The sequence below is a fragment of the Arthrobacter sp. NyZ413 genome (genome assembly GCF_049390645.1).
In the GTDB taxonomy this organism is placed as follows: Bacteria; Actinomycetota; Actinomycetes; order Actinomycetales; family Micrococcaceae; genus Arthrobacter.
Map to the genome: position 1 here is coordinate 3,198,399 of NZ_CP155434.1, position 22,663 is coordinate 3,221,061.

The 22,663-nt window shown below is 64.3% G+C and carries 26 protein-coding genes; 8 read left to right on the forward strand and 18 right to left on the reverse strand.

The annotated features are described in order from the left end of the window. Nucleotides 1-48 precede the first annotated feature (48 nt). The 6 genes from ABCW42_RS14870 to ABCW42_RS14895 all read right to left on the reverse strand — a co-directional run bounded on the left by ABCW42_RS14870 (nt 49) and on the right by ABCW42_RS14895 (nt 5,953). On the reverse strand, nt 49-993 hold the full coding sequence (locus ABCW42_RS14870) for an ABC transporter substrate-binding protein (RefSeq protein ID WP_423181941.1): 945 nt from the start codon (nt 991-993) through the stop codon (nt 49-51). Beyond that, complete coding sequence (locus tag ABCW42_RS14875; RefSeq protein WP_423181942.1) at nt 990-1,733, reverse strand: ABC transporter permease; 744 nt, start codon at nt 1,731-1,733, stop codon at nt 990-992. Before ABCW42_RS14875 ends, ABCW42_RS14870 begins: the two co-directional genes overlap by 4 nt. Next, nucleotides 1,730-2,464, reverse strand: coding sequence for an ABC transporter permease (locus tag ABCW42_RS14880; protein ID WP_423181943.1), 735 nt, complete (start codon nt 2,462-2,464; stop codon nt 1,730-1,732). The genes ABCW42_RS14875 and ABCW42_RS14880 overlap by 4 nt, the downstream gene beginning before the upstream one ends. Next, complete coding sequence (locus ABCW42_RS14885; RefSeq protein ID WP_423181944.1) at nt 2,464-3,549, reverse strand: ABC transporter ATP-binding protein; 1,086 nt, start codon at nt 3,547-3,549, stop codon at nt 2,464-2,466. The genes ABCW42_RS14880 and ABCW42_RS14885 overlap by 1 nt, the downstream gene beginning before the upstream one ends. 136 nt (nt 3,550-3,685) lie before the next feature. Then, the gene (locus ABCW42_RS14890; RefSeq protein WP_423181945.1) at nt 3,686-4,144 is read right to left on the reverse strand and encodes an NUDIX hydrolase; all 459 of its coding nucleotides are present in this window, start codon (nt 4,142-4,144) and stop codon (nt 3,686-3,688) included. Between the two features lie 9 nt (nt 4,145-4,153). Continuing rightward, nucleotides 4,154-5,953 carry a glycoside hydrolase family 35 protein gene (locus ABCW42_RS14895; protein WP_423181946.1) on the reverse strand — a complete coding sequence of 600 codons (1,800 nt, stop codon included), beginning with the start codon at nt 5,951-5,953 and terminating at the stop codon, nt 4,154-4,156. Nucleotides 5,954-6,003: 50 nt separating this feature from the next. On the opposite strand from ABCW42_RS14895, the gene ABCW42_RS14900 reads away from it, so the two are divergent. After that, a complete protein-coding gene (locus ABCW42_RS14900; RefSeq protein WP_423181947.1) occupies nt 6,004-7,056 on the forward strand; it encodes a pirin family protein in 1,053 nt (350 codons plus the stop codon). On the opposite strand, the gene ABCW42_RS14905 is transcribed toward ABCW42_RS14900, so the two are convergent. Both ABCW42_RS14905 and ABCW42_RS14910 read right to left on the reverse strand, forming a co-directional pair. Next, on the reverse strand, nt 7,053-7,973 hold the full coding sequence (locus tag ABCW42_RS14905; RefSeq protein WP_423181948.1) for an N-acetylglucosamine kinase: 921 nt from the start codon (nt 7,971-7,973) through the stop codon (nt 7,053-7,055). The genes ABCW42_RS14900 and ABCW42_RS14905 overlap by 4 nt on opposite strands. A 34-nt stretch (nt 7,974-8,007) precedes the next feature. Then, a complete protein-coding gene (locus ABCW42_RS14910; protein ID WP_423181949.1) occupies nt 8,008-8,982 on the reverse strand; it encodes a LysR substrate-binding domain-containing protein in 975 nt (324 codons plus the stop codon). 122 nt (nt 8,983-9,104) lie between these two features. On the opposite strand from ABCW42_RS14910, the gene ABCW42_RS14915 reads away from it, so the two are divergent. Continuing rightward, a complete protein-coding gene (locus ABCW42_RS14915; protein WP_423181950.1) occupies nt 9,105-10,361 on the forward strand; it encodes an MFS transporter in 1,257 nt (418 codons plus the stop codon). Nucleotides 10,362-10,364: 3 nt separating this feature from the next. On the opposite strand, the gene ABCW42_RS14920 is transcribed toward ABCW42_RS14915, so the two are convergent. Next, nucleotides 10,365-11,324 (reverse strand): MIP/aquaporin family protein, encoded by a 960-nt coding sequence (locus ABCW42_RS14920; RefSeq protein ID WP_423181951.1) that lies wholly within the window; start codon nt 11,322-11,324, stop codon nt 10,365-10,367. A 373-nt stretch (nt 11,325-11,697) separates the two neighbouring features. On the opposite strand from ABCW42_RS14920, the gene ABCW42_RS14925 reads away from it, so the two are divergent. Continuing rightward, a complete protein-coding gene (locus ABCW42_RS14925) occupies nt 11,698-12,201 on the forward strand; it encodes an Lrp/AsnC family transcriptional regulator (RefSeq protein ID WP_423181952.1) in 504 nt (167 codons plus the stop codon). 19 nt (nt 12,202-12,220) lie between these two features. On the opposite strand, the gene ABCW42_RS14930 is transcribed toward ABCW42_RS14925, so the two are convergent. The 3 genes from ABCW42_RS14930 to ABCW42_RS14940 form a co-directional block, all read right to left on the reverse strand. Further along, on the reverse strand, nt 12,221-12,448 hold the full coding sequence (locus tag ABCW42_RS14930; RefSeq protein WP_423181953.1) for a 2-nitropropane dioxygenase: 228 nt from the start codon (nt 12,446-12,448) through the stop codon (nt 12,221-12,223). After that, entirely contained in the window at nt 12,445-13,110 is a 666-nt protein-coding gene (locus ABCW42_RS14935; RefSeq protein ID WP_423181954.1) for an ArsR/SmtB family transcription factor, read from the reverse strand. The genes ABCW42_RS14930 and ABCW42_RS14935 overlap by 4 nt, the downstream gene beginning before the upstream one ends. A gap of 87 nt (nt 13,111-13,197) precedes the next feature. Continuing rightward, the gene (locus tag ABCW42_RS14940; protein ID WP_423181955.1) at nt 13,198-14,436 is read right to left on the reverse strand and encodes an MFS transporter; all 1,239 of its coding nucleotides are present in this window, start codon (nt 14,434-14,436) and stop codon (nt 13,198-13,200) included. Between the two features lie 182 nt (nt 14,437-14,618). Between ABCW42_RS14940 and ABCW42_RS14945 the strand changes: the two genes are divergently transcribed. From ABCW42_RS14945 to zapE, 4 genes are read left to right on the forward strand one after another with little or no spacing between them, the layout of a single operon-like run. Continuing rightward, complete coding sequence (locus ABCW42_RS14945; protein ID WP_423181956.1) at nt 14,619-15,149, forward strand: Lrp/AsnC family transcriptional regulator; 531 nt, start codon at nt 14,619-14,621, stop codon at nt 15,147-15,149. A 9-nt stretch (nt 15,150-15,158) separates the two neighbouring features. Continuing rightward, nucleotides 15,159-15,584 (forward strand): DUF1761 domain-containing protein, encoded by a 426-nt coding sequence (locus ABCW42_RS14950; RefSeq protein ID WP_423181957.1) that lies wholly within the window; start codon nt 15,159-15,161, stop codon nt 15,582-15,584. Nucleotides 15,585-15,602: 18 nt separating this feature from the next. Beyond that, nucleotides 15,603-16,598 (forward strand): magnesium/cobalt transporter CorA, encoded by a 996-nt coding sequence (corA, locus tag ABCW42_RS14955; protein ID WP_423181958.1) that lies wholly within the window; start codon nt 15,603-15,605, stop codon nt 16,596-16,598. A gap of 18 nt (nt 16,599-16,616) precedes the next feature. Beyond that, entirely contained in the window at nt 16,617-17,210 is a 594-nt protein-coding gene (zapE, locus tag ABCW42_RS14960) for an AFG1/ZapE family ATPase (protein ID WP_423181959.1), read from the forward strand. A gap of 18 nt (nt 17,211-17,228) precedes the next feature. On the opposite strand, the gene crcB is transcribed toward zapE, so the two are convergent. From crcB to ABCW42_RS14975, 3 genes are read right to left on the reverse strand one after another with little or no spacing between them, the layout of a single operon-like run. Beyond that, nucleotides 17,229-17,597, reverse strand: a complete 369-nt coding sequence (crcB, locus tag ABCW42_RS14965; RefSeq protein WP_423181960.1) for a fluoride efflux transporter CrcB — start codon at nt 17,595-17,597, stop codon at nt 17,229-17,231. Continuing rightward, nucleotides 17,594-18,091, reverse strand: a complete 498-nt coding sequence (locus tag ABCW42_RS14970) for a fluoride efflux transporter FluC (RefSeq protein ID WP_423181961.1) — start codon at nt 18,089-18,091, stop codon at nt 17,594-17,596. The genes crcB and ABCW42_RS14970 overlap by 4 nt, the downstream gene beginning before the upstream one ends. Further along, nucleotides 18,088-18,645 (reverse strand): universal stress protein, encoded by a 558-nt coding sequence (locus tag ABCW42_RS14975; protein WP_423181962.1) that lies wholly within the window; start codon nt 18,643-18,645, stop codon nt 18,088-18,090. Before ABCW42_RS14975 ends, ABCW42_RS14970 begins: the two co-directional genes overlap by 4 nt. Before the next feature lie 101 nt (nt 18,646-18,746). Between ABCW42_RS14975 and ABCW42_RS14980 the strand changes: the two genes are divergently transcribed. Next, nucleotides 18,747-19,481, forward strand: coding sequence for an SOS response-associated peptidase (locus tag ABCW42_RS14980; protein ID WP_423181963.1), 735 nt, complete (start codon nt 18,747-18,749; stop codon nt 19,479-19,481). Nucleotide 19,482: 1 nt separating this feature from the next. Here ABCW42_RS14980 and ABCW42_RS14985 read toward each other — a convergent pair whose 3' ends face one another. The 3 genes from ABCW42_RS14985 to uidB form a co-directional block, all read right to left on the reverse strand. After that, the gene (locus ABCW42_RS14985) at nt 19,483-19,752 is read right to left on the reverse strand and encodes a hypothetical protein (protein WP_423181964.1); all 270 of its coding nucleotides are present in this window, start codon (nt 19,750-19,752) and stop codon (nt 19,483-19,485) included. A gap of 28 nt (nt 19,753-19,780) precedes the next feature. Next, entirely contained in the window at nt 19,781-21,010 is a 1,230-nt protein-coding gene (gene manD / locus ABCW42_RS14990; RefSeq protein WP_423181965.1) for a D-mannonate dehydratase ManD, read from the reverse strand. A 240-nt stretch (nt 21,011-21,250) separates the two neighbouring features. After that, the gene (gene uidB / locus ABCW42_RS14995) at nt 21,251-22,618 is read right to left on the reverse strand and encodes a glucuronide transporter (protein ID WP_423181966.1); all 1,368 of its coding nucleotides are present in this window, start codon (nt 22,616-22,618) and stop codon (nt 21,251-21,253) included. Nucleotides 22,619-22,663 lie beyond the last annotated feature (45 nt).

A 22,663-nucleotide genomic window follows, 5' to 3' on the forward strand; every position in this document is an offset into this window, starting at 1 on the left:
TTCCTCGCCGCCGTCGGGCATTTCCAGTTTGATGGTCCCGGCGGGACCTTACTTCACGATCCCCTTGTCCTTGAGCCAAGCGATCGCGGCATCCTTCGGGTTCTCCTTCTGGTTGCCGCTCACTGCACGGTTGAGGTTGACGAGATCGTCCGTGGTCAGGACCTTCGAGACGGCGTTGAGCGCGTCTTTCGCCTTGTCCGTCATCTTGGCCGTGTTGTAGAGCGGGAGGACCTGCTGGGCCTTGAAGTTGTTCTTGGGGTCATCCAGGACCACCAAGGCGTTGTCCTGGATGGAGGGCGTGGTGGTGAAAATATCCGCGACCTGGACGTCGTTCGTCAGGAGCGCCTGCAGCGTGAGGTTACCGCCGCCGTCGCTGAACGGTTTGAGGCCCTTTAGGACGCAGTTGTAGTTCGTCTTCAGCCCGGGGAAGCCGTACGCGCGGGTTTCGAAGGTCGCCGGCGCCGCCATGGTGAACTGGTCGCAAACCTTCGCAAGGTCGGTAATGGACTTCAGGTTGTACTTCTCGGCAGTGGCCTTCGTGACAACCATGGCGTCCTTGTCCTCGGCCTTGGCGGGGTCAAGCACGCCAAGTCCCTGGGGCAGCTTTCCGGGAAGGGCCTTGTAGACGTCGTCAGCCGAGACCTGCGTGGCGTTCGCGTCCAAGTAGGACAGCAGGTTGCCGGAATAGTCCGGGGCGAGGTCGATCGAACCGTCCTGAACGGCCTTGAAGTAGATCTCGCGCGATCCGATGTTCGGCTTGGTGGTGGCCGTGACACCGGCGGCGTTGAGTGCGCCTGCGTAGATCTCCGCGATGATCTGGCTCTCAGGGAAGTCGGCCGAGCCCACCACGAGGGAGCCGCCGGATCCCGAAGGCGCGTTGGTTGACGGGCTGGACAGGGGGCTGCCACCGCAAGCGCTCAGGGCCAGGGCGATGCCGACGCCGGCCGCTAGGCCGCCGAGCGTGCGGCGGGTCAGGGGGACGGGGTGCTTCATACGGTACCTCCTTGAACGGCAGCCCCGGCTGGTGCGGCTGCGAGATCTCCGGCGGCCTTGTGGCCGCCGCGGGAATCGATGGAAAGCCCGGGCGGGAGGACCAGCCTCTGCGCCGCGGCCAGAACGAGGTCGACGGCGATGGCCAGCGCCGCGATGAGCAGCGAACCGCCGAGCATGCGGGGAAAATCCTGAAGGACAAGTCCGTCAAAAAGGTAGCGCCCCAAACCCCCCAAGGGAAGATAGGCCACGACGGAAACAGTCGCGATGACCTGGAGGACGGCGGTGCGGAACCCGCCGAACATGACTTGGAGTCCGTTGGGCACTTCCACCCGGAACAGGACCTGGAGTTCTGTCATTCCCATGGCGCGGGCAGCGTCCACAACGTTCGGCTCCACGCTGGAAATCCCGGCGTAGGTCCCGGCAAGGAGCGGCGGGACCGTCAGGATCACCAGTGCCCAGACCGGCGGCATGAGGCCAGTGCCGGCAAGCAAGGCGAACAAGACCAGCAAGCCGAGGGTCGGAAGGGCCCGCAGGGCGCCGGCCACAGCGACGGCCACTACGCGCCCGTGTCCGGTGTGCCCTATGAAGAGTCCGACCGGCACGGCGATCGCCGCGGCAATGACCAGGACCAGAGCCGAATACTGCAGGTGTTCCAACAGCCGCGTCGCGATTCCGTCGCTTCCAGACCAATGCGCCGGGTCGGTGAGCCACGCGACGGTATCGGTGAAAATGTTGCTCATCGTTCCACCTCCACGTGGACGCCGGTGTCTGCGATCATCTTTCCCGCTTTGGCCTCTTGTTTCGCGGCGAGCTTGGTGTCCTGCCTGGCCGCGAGCGCAGAGGCCCGGGTCCACGGCGTCAGGAGTTTTTCCAAGAGGACCAGGACCGTGTCCATGATGAGCGCCAACAGGAGGATCGCGACGATGCCCACCACCACCTCGGTGACGAACGTCCGCTGCAGGCCGTCCGTGAACAGGATTCCGAGGTTGCCCACGCCGAGGAGGGCGGCAACGCTGACCAAGGAGATGTTGCTGACGGACACCACGCGCAAGCCGGCGAAGAGGACCGGCAGGGACAACGGAAGGTCGATCTGCAGGAACCGGGCGGCCGGCTTGAATCCCATGGCGACTGCGGCCATCCGGAGGTCGTCGTCCACGGAGTCAAAGGCATCCATCGCTGCCCTGACCAACAACGCAACGGCGTAGATGGTCAGGGCCACCACCACGTTGAGGGGGTCGAGGATCCGGGTTCCAAGGATCGGGGGCAAGATGATGAAAAGTGCCAGCGAAGGGATGGTGTAAAGGAGCGAACTCGCCGTGACCACGATGGTCCTGAGGGCCCGGTTCCTGCGGGCCAACTGGCCGAGGGGCACCGAGATGAACAGGCCCAGCACCATGGGGATCAAAGCCAGGACGAGATGTTCGCCTGCCCGCGAGAAGACCATACCGCTGTTCGCCAGGAACCATTCCATCAGGTGGCGTCCTCCCGGTAATGCCGGGTTTCCTCGATGAGCGCCAGGACCTCTTCGGCTTTGAGCACTCCGGCCAGCTTGCCGTCGTCGTCCACCACCACGCCCAAACCGGACGGTGAGGACAATGCGGCGTCCAGTGCCCGCCGCAAGGTGTCTCCGCGACGGAACAGTGAGCCTCCGGGGATCAGGCCGGCCCCGTCGCGCGGCGAGGCCCAGCCCAAAGGCCGGGAGCCGGCGTCGAGCACTACCGCCCACTCGCGGTTCTCCGCGGCGAGCTCCGGCGCCTCGACGGTCTTGACCGGATGCACGCGGATGGATTCGGTGGCGTTGAAGGCCAGGTGCCGGAATCCCCTGTCGCGCCCCACGAAAGACGCCACGAAATCATTGGCCGGCGCGCGGAGGATCTCCTCCGGCGCGGCGTATTGCGCGAGTTTCCCGCCGACGGCGAAGACCGCCACCTTGTCTCCGAGTACCGTGGCTTCGTCGATGTCGTGGGTCACGAAGACGATGGTCTTTGCCAATTCGCGTTGAAGCCTGAGCAGTTCTTGTTGGAGTTCGTCGCGGACCACGGGATCGACGGCACTGAACGGCTCGTCCATCAGCAGCACGGGCGGATCAGCCGCGAGCGCACGGGCCACGCCGACGCGTTGCTGCTGGCCGCCCGACAGTTGCGAGGGGTACCGTTTGCCGAGCGCGGACGCGAGCCCGACGACGTCGAGCAGCTCGGCGGCGCGTTTCCTCGCAGCGGCTTTGGAGACGCCGTTAAGCCGCGGGACGGTGGCAATATTGTCCAGCACCGAGCGGTGCGGCATGAGGCCGGACGACTGCATGACGTACCCCATGGAGCGGCGCAGCCGGGCCGCCGGCTCTTTCGATACGTCCCGGCCGTCCACAGTGATGGTGCCCGAGGTCGGTTCCACCATGCGGTTGATCATGCGCAGCGAGGTGGTTTTCCCGCAGCCGGAAGGACCAACGAATACCGTGATGGCGCCTTTGCGGATGGACATGCTCAAGCCGTCCACAGCGGGCTGGCCGCCCTGATACTGCTTTGTGACGCTCTGGAACTCAATCATGGCTTCAGCCATTCCCGGGCTTACCTATCTCTAGGGCGGCAATATCAACGTTTCAGATGAATCAACAGCGGTCCAATATTGCTCCAGCCTAGCCAGCACCACAAGCGATGTCAGCGCAGGAGCGAAGACCGTAATGAATCGGCAACCCTCAGGTGGCGGCCAGCTTGCCGTTGAGGGGACGCTCGCGGTGCAGGCGGAGGCCGACGTCCACCAGGGAGACCCGGTTCAGCGTGGGCACCGTGTGCAGCGGTATCCAGGCGGCGTGGGTGGTGCTGCCGCCGATCTCGTGGGCCAATTCACCGCCGATGATGTTGGCTTCGTAGATGAGCCGGAACGCCTGGAAATCGCGGTCCAATCCGTCGAAGCGGTCTTCTCCCCGCCAGTGGCCTACGTCGGCGCCAAGCATGATTCCGATCTCGGCGTCGTATCCGGTTTCTTCCTGGATTTCGCGGCGGCAGCCGTCAACAGGGTGCTCGCCGAGGTCCAGGCCTCCGCCGGGAAGGGTCCAGCCTTCTTTGCCGTTTTCCTTCCAGTAGGCCAGAAGGATTTCTTCGTCGCGGATGACCACTCCGTAGGCGGCAGCGCGGGTGTCGAACTCAATGCTCATGAAGCCAGCCTAAGCGGGCAGCAGCGCCTCCGCGATCTCCGCGTTGTCCGCCTCGCCGAGATCGGCGCTTTCCCGGAGTTCGACGACGGTGCCCGGCTTTTCGAGTTCGAGTACCTTGATGGTGTTGCGGCCGGCCCGGATCAAAGGGGCGGGGACGTAGAGGGTGCGCTGTGGGCCGACGCTCCAGTAGCGGCCGAGAAGGAAGCCGTTGATCCAGAGGAAACCTTTGCCGGAGTCGGGAAGCGCCACGTAGGTGTCGGCCGGCGTCTCGGCGGAAAATTCGACCCCGGGCAGCTGCTCGACTTCCGCCGGTCCCCAGGTCGCGATGGGCAGCGGCGTTTGTGTCCAGTGGAAGGTGTAGCGCTGGTTGACGAGGACACCGCCGAGGATCCCCTTGCCGTGTCCGGTCAACGGCCCGTAGTTGATGCGGCCGAGGTTTTCCACGAGGATCTCTACGCGCACGGGTACGCCGGTGCCCTTAATCGTCAAGCCCTCCGGTGCCGTGCTGTCGTCAAGGACGCCGGCAAAGACTCCGTCCAGCCAGACGTACGCGCGATCATTGAGGCCCGTGATGCGGAGCGCGGATTCACTTGGGGCCTCTGGTTGGCCGGGAAAGACGGTCTCGGCCGCATACAGGACCATCCCGGCGTCGAGTCCCAATTGTTCGAAGCTCAGCGGACGGACGCTGGAAACCGGATTCGCGGCCGCCCTGGCGAGGGCAAGGAGCTCGACTCCGGCGGAAAGCGGCAGCGACCGGGCCGGGAGGACGGGCGGTTCCTCGAGGAACCGCAGGGCGAGTTCCGGGACCTCCTGAATCCCTTGCGCCCGGAGGAATTCGCGCCTGAGCGCGTGGAACTTTGGCGTGAGGGTTCCGTTTTCCGCGATCGGAGCGTCCGAATCGTAGCTCGTGACCGTGGGCTGGATCCGTTTGCCGTCGTGGTTGCAGCCGGACCCCAGCCCGAAGTTCGTGCCGCCGTGCGCCATGTAGATACACACGGAGGCATCCAGGTCCAGCATTTTGCGGACCTCAGCGGCGGCGTCCCCGGCGTCCCGCACGTGATGGCGTTCGCCCCAATGGTCGAACCAGCCGCCCCAAAACTCGACGTTGAAGAAGGGCTCTCCCGGGCGGCGGCGCTGCCAGGTCGCCACGGCGTCGTCGCCGCGGCTGCCGAGGGTCGCCGTCGCCCACGTCCCCTCGATGGCGCCGCCGTCGAGGTAGTAGTCGGTGCCGCCGTCGGCCGTGAACAGCAACTCAGCGATGCCGCGCTGTTCGAGCGCGCGGCGGTTCCAGCGGAGGTACTCGTGGTCGTCTCCGTAGCTGCCGTATTCGTTTTCAATCTGCACGGCCACTACCGGCCCCCCGAGTGATGCCTGGCGGCCGGCGATGATGGGGAGCAGGTGGTCGAACCATCGCTCCACCGCGGCGGTGAACACGGGATCCAGGCAACGCAGCCCGATCCCGGGCATCCCCGTGAGCCAGGCGGGGAATCCTCCGTTGTCCCACTCGGCGCAAATGTAGGGGCCCGGGCGGACAATGACATCAAGGCCTTCCTCGGCCGCGAGGTCGATGAACCGTCCGAGGTCCCGCCATCCGCTGAAATCCGGGGCGGCGTCAGGATTAGGCTGGTGGAAGTTCCACGCGACATAGGTATCAACGGTGTTGGCGCCCATCGCTTTGAGCTTGCCCAGCCGGTCCCGCCAGTGGTCCGGGTGGACCCGGAAGTAATGGATGGCTCCGGCCAGGATGCGGTAGCGTTCCCCCGAGCGGTAAAGGATGGCGTCGTGGTAGCTCAAAACGGCACTGTTCACGCGGAACAGAATAGTACATTTTCCAACATTTCAGCACATGGAGATGCATCGTGACCAACCTGGAAACGGCCCCGGCCGAGGAAGTCTGCCCCGCCGGCCATGTAGGCACGGGACCGTGCGTCCAACTATGGCCATCCCGCGACGTTCCGCTAGGCGGCGTCCGCGCGATGACGGTCTCCCGCACCCTCCCCCAGCGCGGCCTGCCGACCGTGGGCGCCTGGTGCTTCCTCGACAGCTTCGGCCCCGACCGCGTGGCAATGAGCGTCCTCCCCCACCCCCACACCGGTCTCCAGACCGTCACGTGGCCGCTCCAAGGCGAAGTGCGGCACCGCGACAGCGTGGGAAGCGACGTCGTGGTCCGTCCCGGCCAGTTGAACATCATGACGGCGGGCCGCGGCATTTCGCATTCCGAGTTCGCCGTTCTCCCGGCCGCCCTTCCCAAAGCGCCCGACGGCGGAGACCTCCTGCCGCTGTCCCGCGGGCTGCAGCTTTGGGTTGCCTTGCCGGACGCCGAACGGCACCGCGCGCCGTCGTTCCAGCAAGTCGTCGACTTGCCAAGGGTCATCACGGACACCTACACAGCCACGGTGCTCGTTGGCGAATTCGCGGGGCAACACTCCCCCGCCGTCATGTTCAGCCCGATCGTCGGCGTCGAAGTCTCGGCATCAGGCAGTATCGACGTGCCGCTGGACCCCACCTTCGAACATGCCGTCCTCGTCCTCGACGGCTCCGCCGTGATCGATGGCCAAACGGTCGATCCCGGCCCGCTGGCGTTCCTCGGCGCGGGCCGGGACGCGCTTCACCTCGACGCGAAGCCGGGAACGCTTTTCATGCTCCTCGGCGGTGAACCCTTCGAGGAGGACGTGCTGATGTGGTGGAACTTCGTGGGCCGCACGCACGAAGAAGTGGAGCAAGCGCGCGAGGATTGGGAAGCACAAGCCTCCCTCAGCGACGAGGAAGCCCGCTCCGCCCGTTTCGGCCGGGTCAGCGGACACGGCCCGGACGCCGGAGCCGAAGCCGGACGCATTCCCGCGCCTCCCATGCCCGCGGTCCAGCTTAAGCCGAGGACCAGGGCACGGTCCCAAGAGGAGCTGCAGGGCTAGGGTAGCTCCTCCACGATCCGCAGGACACCGAATACGGGTTCCTGGTCGAGGACGCGAACGTCGGTGATCCCGTGGGCGGCAAGCCCGGCACGGAATGCCGCCTGCAACGGCTCCACGTTCATGCCGAGGCCGCCACCCAGGATGACCGGCCCGTCCAGGCCCAATTGCCGTACAGGCTGCGCCGCCAGTTCCGCGAGGTCCCGCCCGGCCTGGTCCAGCAATTGGCGGCTCACGTCGAGTCCGGCCTTCGCTGTTTCGACAACGGTCGCCGCCCGCTGGGCCCAGTAGCGCCGGCCGGTTTCCTTCGAATGGAACAGCGCGATGAGCTCATTGGGGTCGTCCACGCCACAGGAGTCAAGGAGTGCCGCAGTGAGTGCGTCCGGTTCGAGGCCTTTGTTCATCCGGCGGAGGCTGTGCCGCACGGCTTCCCTGCCGAGCCAGTAGCCGCTGCCTTCATCGCCCAGGAGGTAACCCCACCCGCCGGCGCGGGCTTCGACGCCGTCGGCGTTCTTCCCCCACGCCGCGGAACCGGTCCCCGCGATGACAGCCACCCCGGTGCTCGCCCGGCCCGCCGCCAGCAGCAATTGCGAATCATGGACCACTGTGACCTGCGCGCCGGGAACATGGGGCTCGATCAGCTCGGCGAGCGCACGAGCGTCCGCTTCCGTGTCTATTCCGCCCGCACCGGCCAACACGCGATCAACAGCACCGCCGCCGATCATGGCAAAGAGCTCGGCAAGGCTCTTCTCCGCCGCCTCGCGCGTGACGTTCTGGACGTTGGAACTGCCCGTACTCTCGTCCCGGACAGGTATTCCGTCCTCGAACCGTACGCCGCGGGTCTTGGTACCGCCGATGTCCAGCCCGATGACCGTGACCGGACGAGCACCCTCTTCTGCTGTCTCCACGTCTGTACTCACGACCAAAAGAGTAACGCGCGGCTTCTCGCTGGTCCTACTTGCTCTCGGACCGTGCTTTCACGAGGCCCGCGAGCAGGCCCGGTCCTTCGGAAAGCACGAGTTCGCGGAAAAGCCGCACGGGGTCGGGCTCCTTGCGTCGTTCCCGCCACGCGATCCCGATCTCCCGGAATGCGAGCGGCGATTCGAGCGAAACCTCCACCCAGCCAAGATCCGTGGACTCCAGGACACCTTGGGGGCCGGGTCCGAGACCGCCAGGGGGAAGGATGCTGTAGCCCAGCCCCGCGGAAACCAACCCTCGGATGGTGTGCGAGTCCTGGCTTTCGAAGGCAACCCGGGGCCTGAACCCTGCATCCCGGAAGATCGCGTCGGTCAGCGAGCGCAGTCCGTAACCCGGGCCCATGGAGACGAATGGTTCGAACCTCAGCTCGGAGAGCCGGAGGCTTGCGCGTTCCGCCAGCGGGTGGCGGTGATGGAGCACGAGCCTCAGCGGCTCCTTGTACAGCCCCGCCGAACCGAGGTTCCTCCCGGGGCCGGCAACGGGAGCCGTCAGGGCGAAATCAGCGTCGCCGGCAGTGAGCAGGTCCAGGCACGCCGCACGCGCTCCCTGGCTGAGTTCAAAGGCCGTTGACGGGTGCCGTCCGCGGAAAGCGCTCATCAGGAGGGGCAGGGTTGCCTCGCCGAAGGTGTGCTGGAAGGTCACCGCGATGCGTCCGCGGACCACGTCCGATTCGTGGCGCACGGTGTCCAATCCGGCCTGGACATCCGCGAGCGCGGACTCGATGTAGGGAAGGAGGCTTTTGGCGGCTTGGGTCAGCCGGACTCCGCGGCCTTCGCGCACCAGCAACTCGATTCCGACGACGGCGCTCGCCCGGGCCAGCGCCCGGCTCACCGTGGATTGGGGTACTCCGAGCAGCTCCGCCGTTTCTGTGATGTGTTCGGTCCGGCCCAGCTCATTGAGCAAAGGCAACAGGGGAAGCAACTGGACCAGTTGCTTGTGTTCAATGTCCACCGAACCCTCCACAATCCCCTGCTCCGAAGCCCGGGGTCTCACGGAATCAATCCGAAACTGCTATCAATCATAGTCAAATCATGCATTGGAATCATCACTCGGGCTCGCCGTACGGTGGATGGGTGAGCACAAGCACAGCATCTCGAAGCACTACTGAGCCGGAATGGGAAGGCCACCTCAAGGGATCCACCGCGTATCGAAGGATCCTCGCAGGCCTCGCCCTCGCCGGCGTCGCGACGTTCGCGCAGTTGTACTCCACGCAGGCAGTGCTGCCGCTCATGGCCAACGAACTGCAAATCTCAGCCTCGGAGGCCGCCCTCACGATCTCCCTGGCCACGGTAGGCCTCGCCCTGACGGTACTGCCATGGTCCTTCCTAGCAGACAGGATCGGCCGGGTGCGGGCCATGACCATCGGCATCGCCGCAGCCACGGTCCTCGGCATCTTGGTCCCCCTTGCCCCTACCTTTCCACTCGTTCTCTCATTGAGGGCGCTGGAAGGCATGGCCTTGGGCGGAATCCCCGCAATCGCAATTGCGTACCTGAACGAGGAAGTCAGCAAGGTCCACTCCGCCCTGGCCGCCGGAAGCTACGTTGCCGGAACCACACTGGGCGGACTTTCCGGCCGTTTGCTTGCCGGGCCTGTGGGTGAGATGTGGGGTTGGCGCGCCGCCGCCCTATCGGTTTCGGTCCTGGCCGCCGTTTCCGCTGTGTTGTTCCTCCTTCTGGTTCCAAAGCCGCGGCGCTTCACGCCCAGTGCTGCCGGTGGCTTGCGCGGCGCCTTGAAGACGCTGTCCGCGCATTCTTCCAATCCGCGGCTTCTTGCCCTGTACATCCAGGCATTCCTGTTGATGGGCGGCTTCGTCGCCGTCTACAACTACCTCGGCTTCCGCCTCCACGCGGAGCCCTTCGGCCTGCCCGCAACAGTGGTGAGCTTGATCTTCCTCGCCTACCTGTCCGGTACGGTCAGCTCGCGGTGGGGCGCCGGGCTATCCATGCGTTTCGGCCGCCGCACGGTATTGCTCGCCGGCATCGCCATCATGACTTTGGGGCTTGGACTCACTCTTTGGAACAACATTGCGGCGGTCCTTGCCGGCCTGGTGGTCTTCACCGGCGGCTTCTTCGCGGCCCACAGCATCGGCTCCGGCTGGACGGGCATCATCGCAAGCACGGGGCGCGCGCAGGCTGCTTCCCTCTACAACCTTTCCTACTACCTGGGTTCCAGCGTCATCGGTTGGGCCGGAGGACTTGCCTTCCAGGCATTCGGCTGGGCAGCCCTCGCGTGGACCGTCATAGCACTGGGCTGCACGACGGCGGTGATCACCGCCGTCGTGCACCGCCCGCCGGCCCGCGAGTCCGCCGTCGTCGTCCCTTCCGCGTAACCCCTAGCTCTCCGCCGTCTGGACGTCATCGACGCCGGTACGCCCCGGAGGCGGTTCTTCCGCGAGCCGCGCCCGCGCGTGCAGGACGTCACCAATGAACCAGTCGTAAATCAGGACGCCGATCACGCCACCCACGAGGGGACCGACGATCGGCACCCAGAAGTACCAACTGAATGATCCGTCCACCGTTCCCGGAAGCGCCGTGTTTCCCCATCCTGCCAGCCAGGCGAACAGCCTCGGGCCGAAGTCACGGGCGGGGTTGATCGCATAGCCGGCGTTCGCGCCGATCGACATGCCGATCGCCGCGACGGCCAGGCCGATCATGAACGGACCGAGGTTCGCCTGGACAGCCGTATTGCGCAGGTCGATGATTGCCACCACGAACATGACGAGGAAGGCCGTGCCCGCAATCTGGTCGATAAGCGGGCCTACCGGGTTTCCATTGAAGTACGGCGCCGGGAAGGTCGCGAAGATCGAATACGTCGCCAGCCCCTTCGGATCGCCCCGCCCCGTACCGACGGCCTTGTTGTAGGCGTCAATGGCGTCGTGATACAGGAGGTACACGAGGGCGGCGCCGGCGAAGGCACCGACCACTTGGGCCACAATGTAAGGCCCGACCTTCTTCCATGGAAATTTCCTCCGTATGGCGAAAGCCACCGTCACGGCCGGATTGATGTGGGCGCCACTCACTCCGCCCCCGACGTAGATCGCCAGCGTCACCGCCAGGGCCCATCCCCATGTGATCAACAGCCAATCACCGGCCGCCATGAAGATCGTAGTGGGTGTGGCTGCCCTGCCTGAGCCGGGCAAAGCGGCGACCGCCATGGCCACAACGCCGTCACCGAAGGAGATCAAGACAAACGTGCCGAGAAACTCCGCAAGGAGTTCGCCCCACGTTCCTCCCAATTGCTTGAGGCCGCTCCCGTGGCGGACCGCATTCCGTAATGGACTGATATCACTCATCCCTAGTGCCTCCCCGAGTCATCTGATTCACCATTGGAATTGACAACCCCAGTCCATTTATGCTAATGCGGCCGGGCGCGGATAGCCATGGCTCACACGCACGTCTGGCGGATGCCCTGGAAGGCCGGGCGGGAATGGAATTGCTACACCCGCAAGTCGCACAGGCAGCCTCAGGAGCCCGCTTGACGTAGGATTCCAGAGACGCCGCGCCGGCGCGGGTCGCGGCCCCTCCGCCGCCACTACAGCACTCAAGAAACGATTCACCGGAGAATTGGGTGCGAATCTCCCTAAAATTCGGAATTCGTGTTGGAAATAAATGGGATATGCGGAAAGTGCCGTCTATGATGAATAGATAGTGCTTTCAGGAGGATCCGTGACCACCACCCCGAAGAATGTTCGCCCCGTCGGGATCAGCGAACCATTGGACGCGATCGACGAGCGTATTCTCGCGGCACTGGTTGACGATGCACGCATCTCCAACAAGCAATTGGCGGAACTCGTAGGCATCGCACCGTCCACGGCCCTCATGCGTACGCGTTCGCTTTCCGAGCGCGGGATCATCGAAGGTTTCGAAGCGGTCCTGAGCCTTCCGGCCATCGGACGCTCGGTGCAGGCCCTCATCGCCGTCCGCCTGCGCGCCCACGACCGCGACCAGATTGATCGCTTCACGGCCCGCGTGCCTGCGCTTCCCGCCGTCATCTCCACATTCCACACTTCGGGTTCCGTGGACTACCTGCTGCACATCGCCGTCGCAAACACGGACGACCTCCGCGACTGGGTCCTGGACAACCTCGCTACCGATCCCGTAGTGGGCCACACGGAGACGACCCTCGTCTTCGAGCACATCCAAGGCAACCACGGGCCCCTGCCCGAATAGCTTCTTAGCGGCTGTTCCCTTAGCCGCGGGGTTCCAGGCCGGAGTGTGCCGCCCCGATTGCGTCCTGCCGCAATTCCGTGAGTTCCCGGCGACGCATCAAAGCAGCACGCTGCAGACCAGGATCCACGGGCGGGACGTAGCGCCTGCGCTCGGACCAGGAAACCAGGCTTGACCCGATTCCCGCGGCCGCCGATTCCAACATTGAGGGCCGGCGATAAGTGCCGCATGATGCGGTGGCGGTGCTCATGACTGTTTCCCTTCGGTAATTGCTGCATGCGACTTGGCGTCGCGGGATTTCTTGTCCCCGGCCCATGCGGGGACGCCCAGGATCGGGAACGCGTTGAAATGGATCTGCACAGGACGGGCGTCTTCCTGTTCGGGCTCGCTCCGAATTTCCTCGAGCAGCTTGTAGGCCATTGCCTCCACGGCATGGGAATAGCGGTGGAGCTGCTCGGCGGACATGCGGGCGTTCGCGGTGTTGACGATGGCAGCCTCCAGCCATTCCTCGCCAAGTGAATCCATGCCGTGGGCCATGAAATCCGCGAGGACGGACTGCCTGTTGCGTTCGAATTCACGCGTGACGAGCCGTGAAGCCTCCTGCGTGGCGGGAGATTGCGCCAATTCGGGCGAAGTGATCTGGATGGCACCCTTGGGGCGCTCCCACCACCGCTCCCGCGCCGTCCCTTTGCCTTCGACTTCGCGCACGAAGTCGAATTTGGCAAGCTGCCGAAGGTGGTAGCTCGTTGCGCCGCTGGATTCGTTCAGGAGTTCAGCCAGGCTGCACGCAGTCTGCGCGCCGTAACGGGAGAGCATCTCGAGAATTTGCACCCGCAACGGATGCGCGAGTGCCTTAAGGGACGCCGTGTCCACCTTGCGGAGGGGAACGCCCGGTTCCTGAACCTTGTCCATGTACCAAACGGTACGCTTGCAAAGAAACCTTTGCAAGGATTTCTTTGCAAACCTATCTTTGCAATTTTGGTAGCCTGGCGGAGCCCTTCAGCGCTTCGCGAGCGCTCCACGGACGGAAACCGCGGCGAGCACCATGGCTGCGACGCCGCACACGACGGTGAAAGCGCTGGCAGCGGGTCCCAGTCCCAAGACGGACGCGGCAGCTCCGAGGCCCACCACCGGCACTGCGCTGCCCAGGTAAGTGATCACGTACACCGTGCTGATGATCTGGGCGTGCCGGGATGCCTCGACTTTGCCGGCAACGTCATTGAAAACGGTCCGGAATGAGAGGCCTTGCCCCACGCCGGCGGCCAGGCTCGCGGCCACGAGCAGGACGGGATTGGACATGGACGCAGCCACTCCGAGCAACAGGACGGACACGCCCAGGACCGCGAGTCCCGCGGGCACCGCGAAGCGGCTTCTGACGGTCACAAGCTGGCTCAGCGCTGAAGCGCCCAAGGTCAGTCCAGCCAGGACCCCCATCATGGGACGCGAATCGGCGTGCACCACTGCGGCGAAGTATCCGGGGGCCAACGAAAGGCAGAACCCGAACACGGCGAAGCTCAAAAAACCCACGCTGGAAGCGAGCCAAAACGCTCCACGGGCGTCCCTCGATACCGACGGCCGACGAGGCGCAAGGACAATGTATGGACGGGGGCCGTCCGCGGGCCGAATGGCAGGACGCGCCTTGAGCAGCCACAAAGGGACCAGCAGGAAGACCAAGGCAGCTGCGTGGACGTAGAACGGCGTCGACGTCGGCCCGGGCAGGAGGGAAAGCAACCCACCGATGGCTGGTCCTGCAGCCACTCCCCCGGACGAGGAAAGCAGCGTGAAGCGGGAAGCCCACTCGGGCCGGTAGGGAAGCAACTCCCGCAGGGCGGCGGAGCTGGCTCCGGTAGCCAGGCCCACCGCGACTCCTTGAAGCATCCGGCCGAGCGAGAGCATCAGCAGGTTGTCGGCCGACGCGAAAACCAGGCCACCGGCCAGCCCCACCACCACTGCCAGCACGAGGGCAGCCCGTCGACCGATGTGGTCCGACCAATGGCCCGCGAGCATGAGCACAGCCACGAGCGCCACGACGTAGCTCGCGAACGCCACGGTAACGCCGAGGGACGAAATTCCCAGCCGGACTTCGAGCAGCGGATACAGCGGGCTGGCCAGGTTGGCGCCGACCAGCAACGTGAACATCACGGCGCCGGCAAGAACCAACCGCGCCGTGGTGGATGCGTCCCAGCCCCAGCGGCCGGCGGTGGCCGGACGCATGCGGAGTTCGCTCAAGACAGTCATTTCCGTGCCTTCGCTTCTATGGCCGCGACGCCTCCCGCTTTGTGGGCAGGGACGCGACAGCCGGATATCGATGGCAACAGAATGGCCTAGCCCTGCCCTTTTGAGCAGAAAGCTATGGAATAGTTGACCAAAACAGTCAAAATTGGTGCGCCCCGGTAGCCGTAATTGATTTGGAGTGATGAGTGCATCCGCTGGACCCCACCGACCTCAAGATCCTTCTGGAACTGATTCGCGATCCGCGCGTCCAGATCGGCGAGCTCAGCGAATCCCTCGGGATCGCCCGCAACACGGCACAGTCCCGCATGCGGCGCCTTGTCCGCTCGGGCGTGCTGAACGACGGCGGACGTGAAGTGGACCTCGAAAAGGTGGGCTACGACGTCGTCGGCTTCGTCACCCTGGAGGTGACCCACCGCGAACTGGACGGCGTCATCGGCGCCCTGCGGCGCATCCAGCAAGTGCTGGAAGTGCACGAGATCTCCGGGAGGGGCGACCTCTTGTGCAGGGTGGTGGCCACGGACACGCACAACCTGCAGACAGCCCTCCGCGCCATCCTCAGGATCAAAGGCGTGATCCGCACCGAAACGGTCCTCGCGCTGCACACCCATATCCCCTACCGGACAGAGCCGCTGATCGGCAGGCTGGTGGAAACCGCCGAAACGAAAAAGCGGAAGCCGCAGCAGGCTCCCGAGGTACCGCCCACCGTGGACGACTAGGATTCCAGAATGGATTGGCTCACTTCTATGTCGCAGCTCAACTGGCTGGCCATACTCCTGGCCTTCGTTTCCAGCCTGGTGATCGGGTTCATTTGGTACATGCCCGCGGTCCTCGGCCGGAGATGGATGGAAGCGATCGGCAAGACCGAAGAGGACCTCAAGAAGATCGACGGCGGGACGCGGATCTGGGTCCCCATGATCGTGGCGGCGGCCCTGACGAGCATTGTCCTCGCGGTCCTCATCGGCAGGCTCGACGTGCACGGAAGCCTTCCCGCGGCGTTCTTCGCATTGGTGGTGGCCGTCGTCTTCCGTGCTGGCGGCCACGTCATCCACAATGGCTTCGCAGGCAAGCCCTCCGCCGTCACCGTGATCGATTCAGGCCACGATATTGTGGCGATGACCGTCGCCGGGGCCATCATCGGGGCAATGCAGTAAAGGAAGGAGAACCACGTTGTGACCATCATCGACAACGCCGTCTACGTTGACGGCATCCGGACCGCCACTCCGGAAAACCTGGAGCAAAGCGTCGAAACGCTGGCCGCCCACGGCGGGATGGTATGGATCGGCCTCTACCGGCCGGACGAAGCTGAAATGTCAGCGCTGGCGGCCGAATTCGGACTCCATCTACTCGCCGTCGAGGACGCCGTCAACGCCCACCAGCGGCCCAAGCTGGAACGCTACGACAACAACCTCTTCACCGTCCTCCGGCCAGCCCGGTACCTCGACGAAACAGAGACCGTGGAGTTCGGCGAGCTCCACATCTTCACCGGTAGCAACTTCGTGGTGACCGTCCGCCACGCCGAGACGCCGGGTGTCGCGCGCGTGCGGCGCAAACTGGAGGAACGGCCAGAGCTGTTGCGCCATGGCCCGGAAGCCGTGCTGTACGCATTGCTGGACCAAGTAGTGGACGACTACGGCCCCGTCATTGCCGGACTGGAAAACGACATCGACGAAATCGAGGACCAACTGTTCGGCGGCGATCCCGACGTGTCCCGCCGGATTTACGAACTGGCACGCGAAGTCATCCAGTTCCAGCGCGCCATCAATCCCTTGCCGGAAATGATGGCATCCCTCAAACGCGGATTCGTGAAGTACGGGGTGGACATTGAACTGCAGCGAAGCCTCCGGGACGTGGAGGACCACGTAGAGCAGGTCATCTCCCGCGCGAATGGCTTCCGCGACCTCCTGCAAAACGCCCTGACGCTCGACGGCACCTTGACCGCGAACCGCCAGAACGAGGCAAGCGCGGCGCAAAACGAGCAAACCAAGAAGATCTCGTCATGGGCGGCTATTTTCTTCGCGCCGGCCTTCGTTACCGGGCTCTACGGAATGAACTTCGACGTCATGCCCGAGCTCCATTGGCCCTTTGGCTATCCGATGGCGATCGGCATGATGGTCGCGGCCTCACTGATCATGTACTGGATCTTCAAGAAGAAAAGCTGGCTCTAACGTGTGATGAAGGAGATGATGGAGAGCGTGGAGGACAAGGAAAGCACCGAGTTCACGACCACCGAGGCCCCTGTTGCCGTTGATGCGCCGGACGGGTTCCGCGCCGGAGAAGCGTTCAGCAAGGGCCGCATCATCACCCCCGGGACGTCGGCCCAGTTAGGCGCGTTCGGGCTGTTCACGCCGCAGCCATCCCAACGGCACGTGCTCCTCCCGACGACGAAGCCGCTCAACGTCAAGTCCGCGGAGGACGTCCTGTGGATCGGTTTCGCGGAACTGTGCGGTTGGCCGGCGTCGGCTGAGGATTATCGCGCGTTGGCGGAGGAACACCGCACGTGGGTGATCGACGGCGTACCGTCACCTTCCCATGAATCCGCCGTCGGATCGGCGAAGGCTTGGGAGCGGTTCAGCGATGTGGTCGATGTCCTTTATGAGCAGGACATCACCCTTTTCCTGATCGGTAACGGCCCCTTGGATTGGGACATCGCCCAGGACCCGGCGCACAAGACGAACGCCCGGTCCGAAGACCTGGCCAGGATCGTCAGCCGGGTATCGATCCTGGACAGGGTGGAGTCGTCAGAGCCCTTCGACGAAATCGAGATCTCCGGTAGCTGACCTGGAGGACCCGCCGGCTCAGAGCAGCGTGACAAGCCCGACGCCGGTAGCCGCCGCCGCGACGCACGCCACCATGGTGCCGAGCCCGTTGAGGACGGCCAAGGCCGGCCGTCCGCTCTGGACGAGCCTGACTGTTTCCAGGCTTGCCGTGCTGAAGGTGGTGTACCCGCCCAGGAACCCGGTGCCAAGGACAAGTTGCAGCGATTCGGGCGCATGCTTCGCCATCACGAAGCCGGCCAGGATCCCCATGAGCAATGATCCCGAAACGTTGATGATGATCGTCCCGAGCGGCAAAGCGGTGCGGGCCCAGGAGCGGACCAGCCCGTCAACGATGAAACGTGCCGCTGCGCCTACGCCACCGGCCAATGCGATCAACAGGACGGTCATGGCTTCTTTCCTTGAACGGTACGATGCCGGAATGTGCCGAACCAGATGCCGAGGGTTGTGGCGAGGGCCCCGCCGAACAGGCTAGCGGCCAAGTACCACAGGGCATCCGCGGAACGACCGGCACTGAAGAGATGCACCGAGTCGAGGGCCAGGGTGCTGTAGGTGGTGTAGGCGCCAAGGAACCCGCTACCGACGGCGAGCCGGGCAACCCGGCGGAGTCCGGCGTCGGGACCGCTCCTCGCGAGGCCCTCAAGGAGCCACCCCAGGGCAAAAGCTCCGGACAAATTGATGAGCAAGGTGGCCAACGGCCACCCTCCCGGAGGCGGAACGGCCAAACCGAACGCATAACGGCTCAAGGCGCCCAGGATCCCTCCCGCCACCACGAGCAGGATGAATCCGCCGTGCAGGTGGATCGGGCGATGTGGCCTACCCGGCTTGGCGTGCGGCGTTTCAGCCCCGACGCCGGTCGCGGCCGCGCTCCCGTTCTCCCTCATTCATCCCTGCCGGAGCGATGCTGCCCCAAGGGAACAACCAGTACCGGGCGGTTTTGGGTGTGGGCCAGGTGAAGCGCAACCGATCCGGTGACCAATCCCTCGAACTTGGACCCCAAACCATGTTCCTTGGTTCCCACGACGATCATCGACGCGGCGATGGATGCGGCGTAGCGCCCCAACGACCGGGCCGGTTCCCCCGCGAGGACCACGAACGACCACGGCAGGTCCGTGTCCCGCAAAAGACCCTCGACCTCTGACTTGAGCGACTCCGCTATAGCCGTGGCGTCGTCGTCGATGCCGTCGGGGTCGATCGATTGTGCCGCCACGTGCCCGTCGCGGTCCCCCGCCGCCGGGAAACTCGTGACATCTGCGAATGCGAGGACCAGTTCCAAACCCGCGCCCAGCGCTACTTCGGCCGCTTTCCGAACAACTGCCGCACCTTGGTTCGGAAGCACGCCTGCCAGGACCGGACCGCTCAATGGGGGGATCGGTCCGCTCAATGGCGGGATCGGTCCGTGGCCCCCCGGTGTGTCACCGCCCAGGGAATTGCCCATGAGATTTCCTTCCCGATGTCCGGTTGCTGCGCTCGCCCGCCAGGGTCCGGAAAACCCACCAGTACTGGCGCGGATTCCACGTGCTAGGTAAGAATATCGCTATGTGTGGTCGGTTCAGTGTGGGTTTCGAAGCGGACTATCTCTCAAGGAAGCTGGGCGCGGTCTTGCGCGGGGATACCGATTATCCCTCGCCGACCCTCCAGATCAACCCAACAGATCCTGTGGTCTTCCTGCGCGGCAGGGCGCAAGACGACTCGGTGGGCCGGGAACTCGCCGCGGGGCGGTGGGGCTTGGTGCCGTCGTTCTCCAAGACGTTCGATTCGAAAGTGCCTACCTGGAACGCGCGCTCGGAAACAGCGGCGCGGCTTCCGGCGTTCAAGGCTTCCCTGCCCAAATGGCGGGCGGTTGTTCCGGCGTCGGCCTATTACGAGTGGAAGAAGTCGGGGCCGGGCCGCAAGGACCCCAAGCAGCGCTACATTGTTGAACCGCAAGATGAACTGATCACCTTCGCCGGCCTGTTCGCGCCGTGGCGCGACCCCAACATCGAAGACAGGTCAGCTCCCGGCGCCTGGCGATTGTCCTGCACCATCCTGACCATGGATTCGCCGCCGGACGGCGTCCATGAGCGGTTGCACAACCTCCACGACCGGCTCCCCGTACCGATCGCCGCGGACATGATCGACGATTGGATCGACCCCAAGGAAACCAGGGGGCAGGAACTGTTGGACGCCGTGCTCGCCGATGCGTACAAGGTGGCGTCGAACTGGACCCTGAGGCCGGTGGAACTCGTGGACGACAACACCCGCCTGGTGGACGTCGCGAACCCGGCAGCATGACTCATTTCGCGTAACGGAGTTCCGCCCGGATATCCGTATCCTTCAACCAGGTGGACCTGGTGGCCGATCCAAAAGGATTCGGCCACCATTGCACCAGCACCTTGCCCTCGGCCGTCCGGGTTACCATGGCGGGAACGTACTGGATGTACTTCGGCCAGACGAACTTGGCGATCACCGGCACCCGGGAGACCGTAGACAAAGGCTCGGTCTGGCGGGGCGAAGGCGCGGCGACGGCGTTCAAGGGCGCAGGGTACTCAGGCTCGTCAGGCATGCCCGCATACTACTGCGGGGCGCTGACATTACCAGTCATGGACGGTGCCGTCCACGAGGCGGTTGTAAGGCAGGTAGGCCTGCTGGTACGGGAAGGCGTTCGCGGCTTCCTCGTTGAATTCGACGCCGAGTCCTGGCCTGTCGCCTGGGTGCAGGTAGCCGTCGGTGAAGGTCATGGACTGCTGGAAGACCTCGTTGGTCTTCTCCGAGTGCTGCATGTATTCCTGGATGCCGTAGTTGTGGATGGCCAGGCCCACGTGCAGCTGCGCCGCGAAACCGACCGGGGAAATATCGGTAGGCCCATGGAAGCCGGACTTGATCTGGTACTGCGCGGCGAAGTCCATGACCTTCTTCAACGGGCTGATCCCGCCGAAGTGCGTGGACGCGGCCCGGACGTAGTCGATGAGCTGTTCCTTGATGAGGGTCTGGAAGTCATAGACCGTGTTGAAGATCTCCCCGATGGCCAGCGGCGTTGTGGTGTGCTGGCGGACCAGGCGCAGGCCTTCCTGGTTCTCGGCCGGCGTGCAGTCCTCCAGCCAGAAGAGATCGTACGGTTCCAGGGCTTTGCCGAGCTTCGCGGCCTGGATCGGGGTCATGCGGTGGTGGCCGTCGTGCAGCAGCGGGATCTCCGGACCGAACTCGTTGCGCACAGCCTCGAAGACGGTGGGCAGGTGGCGCAGGTAGGCACGTGTATCCCAATCCTCTTCCTGCGGGAACGCACCGCGGCCCGCGGGTTCGTAGTCGTAGCGCTCCCCCGAGGCCTGTGCCTGCGCGGCGACGCCATACACGGCCTTGATGCCAGGAATCGCGGTCTGGACCCGGATGGACTTGTACCCGAGCTCCAGGTGTTCCCGGATGGAGTCGAACAGCGAGGGAATGTCCGAACCCGATGCATGCCCGTAGGCGCGCAGGCCGTTGCGCGACGCCCCGCCCAGGAGTTGGTAGACAGGCAGCCCGGCGATCTTGCCCTTGATGTCCCACAACGCCATGTCGACGGCGGCAATCGCCGCCATCGTGACCGGACCCCGCCGCCAGTACGAGGAACGGTACAGGAACTGCCAGGTGTCCTCGATCCGGTGCGGATCTTTGCCTATCAGCAACTGCGCGACGTGCTCCTTGAGGTAGGCGGCGACGGCGAGTTCCCGGCCGTTCAAGGTGGCGTCGCCGATGCCGGTGACACCGTCCTCCGTCGTAATCCGAAGGGTGACGAAATTGCGGGTAGGGCTGGTCACGAAGACTTCAGCGGCAATGATTTTCACAGCCGGTCCTTTCACGGGTGCTGACGGAGTGCTGATAGAGGGCTGATCGAGGGCTGATCCGAAGAGAATGCGATGTGCATCACAACGCGGATATTGATGAGATTAGCTTGGATGACAATATTTGGCAACCGGTTGCAATATTGATTCTCCTCGAGTTTGTGTACACCTGGCACCCCTTAAAACCGGTTTTAGGGGGTGTCAGGTGTACACAAACTCGAGGGTTGGTTGGGGGCGCAGCGGTTACTTCAAGGAAGCTTCCATTTCCGGGTGCTGCACTGCGGCCGAACGGCGGGCGGCGATCTCCCTGACGATCCGCTCGTGGAGGGCGTCCGTCAGCTTGTACTTGGACATGACAGCGACTGCCAGGATGGTCATGATTGCGGGCAGGGCTCCTGCGGCAAACTGGATGGCCTGCAGCGATTCGGCACTGTGGGTGGCTCCGGACTTGTATCCGCCGATCGCCAACGCATAGGCGGCCAATGCGCCGCCGACGGCCTGTCCGGTCTTGCGGGTAAAGGAAAACAGCGCGTACGTGATGCCTTCGGTCCGGACCCCGGTCTTCCATTCGCCGTACTCCACGGTGTCAGCTTCCAAGGCCCACACCACGATGTTGACGGCCATGACCCCAAGCATGCTCAGGAGGAGGCCGGCGAAACCGAACCAGAGCATGGCGGCTGGAGCGAAGAAGACAATTGCTCCGCCAACGATGGCAAACGCTCCGGCGGCAACGTAAATGGTTTTCTTGCCGAACTTGCGGACGAGCCTTGGCATGAGCGGAGCCAGGGCGAGCGTCACCACCAACTGGATGATCGAAAGCAGGGCGTAAAGGTCCAAGCGGCCCAGGACGTCCCTCAAGTAGTAGAGCTGCACGGAAGACATGGCCATGTATCCGGTGAGGAACAGGAAGGAGCTGAGGCACAGCATGAGGAGCGGCCGGTTGGTCTTCAGCGTCGCCATGCTTTGGCTGAAGGAAACCTTCGGCACGGAACGGTGCACGCGTTCCTTTGCCGTCAGGAAAGTGAAGAAATACAGGGCCGCCCCGATCACCACGAAGACCAGGGTGATCGTAGTGAATACCGCTTGGAGGTTGACCCCGGGCTTGATGAGCGGCGCAACGAAGATGCCCAGTGCGGAACTGACCAGGAGGGCACCCACCATGCGTGCCGATCCCAGCTTCGCGCGTTCTCCCGCATCTTGGGTCATGGCCCCGGCCAGCGAGCCATAGGGGATGTTGACCAGGGAGTAGGCCAGTCCGAGGGCCGCGTACGTCACGTAGGCATAAAGCAGCATGCCGGTTTCGCCGATTTGCGGAATCGAGAACGACGCGACACTCAGCAACAGCAGCGGAATGGAGCCAAACATGATGAATGGCCGGAATTTTCCGAAACGCTGGCTGAAGGCCCGGTCGACCAGCCTTCCGGCGAAGACGTCCGAGAAGGCGTCAAAGATCCGGACGGTAAGCAGGAGCGTACCCGCCGCGGCGGCCGATATCCCGGCGACGTCGGTGTAGTACACCAGGAGGAACATGGTGGCTGTGGTGAAGGCCAGGTTGTTGGCGGCATCGCCGGCACCATAGCCGAAAATGCTGACCTTGTTGAGCTTGTTCATTGCGGGCTCCTTTACCCTTGCCGGTGCTGAAAGCCCCGGCATTGC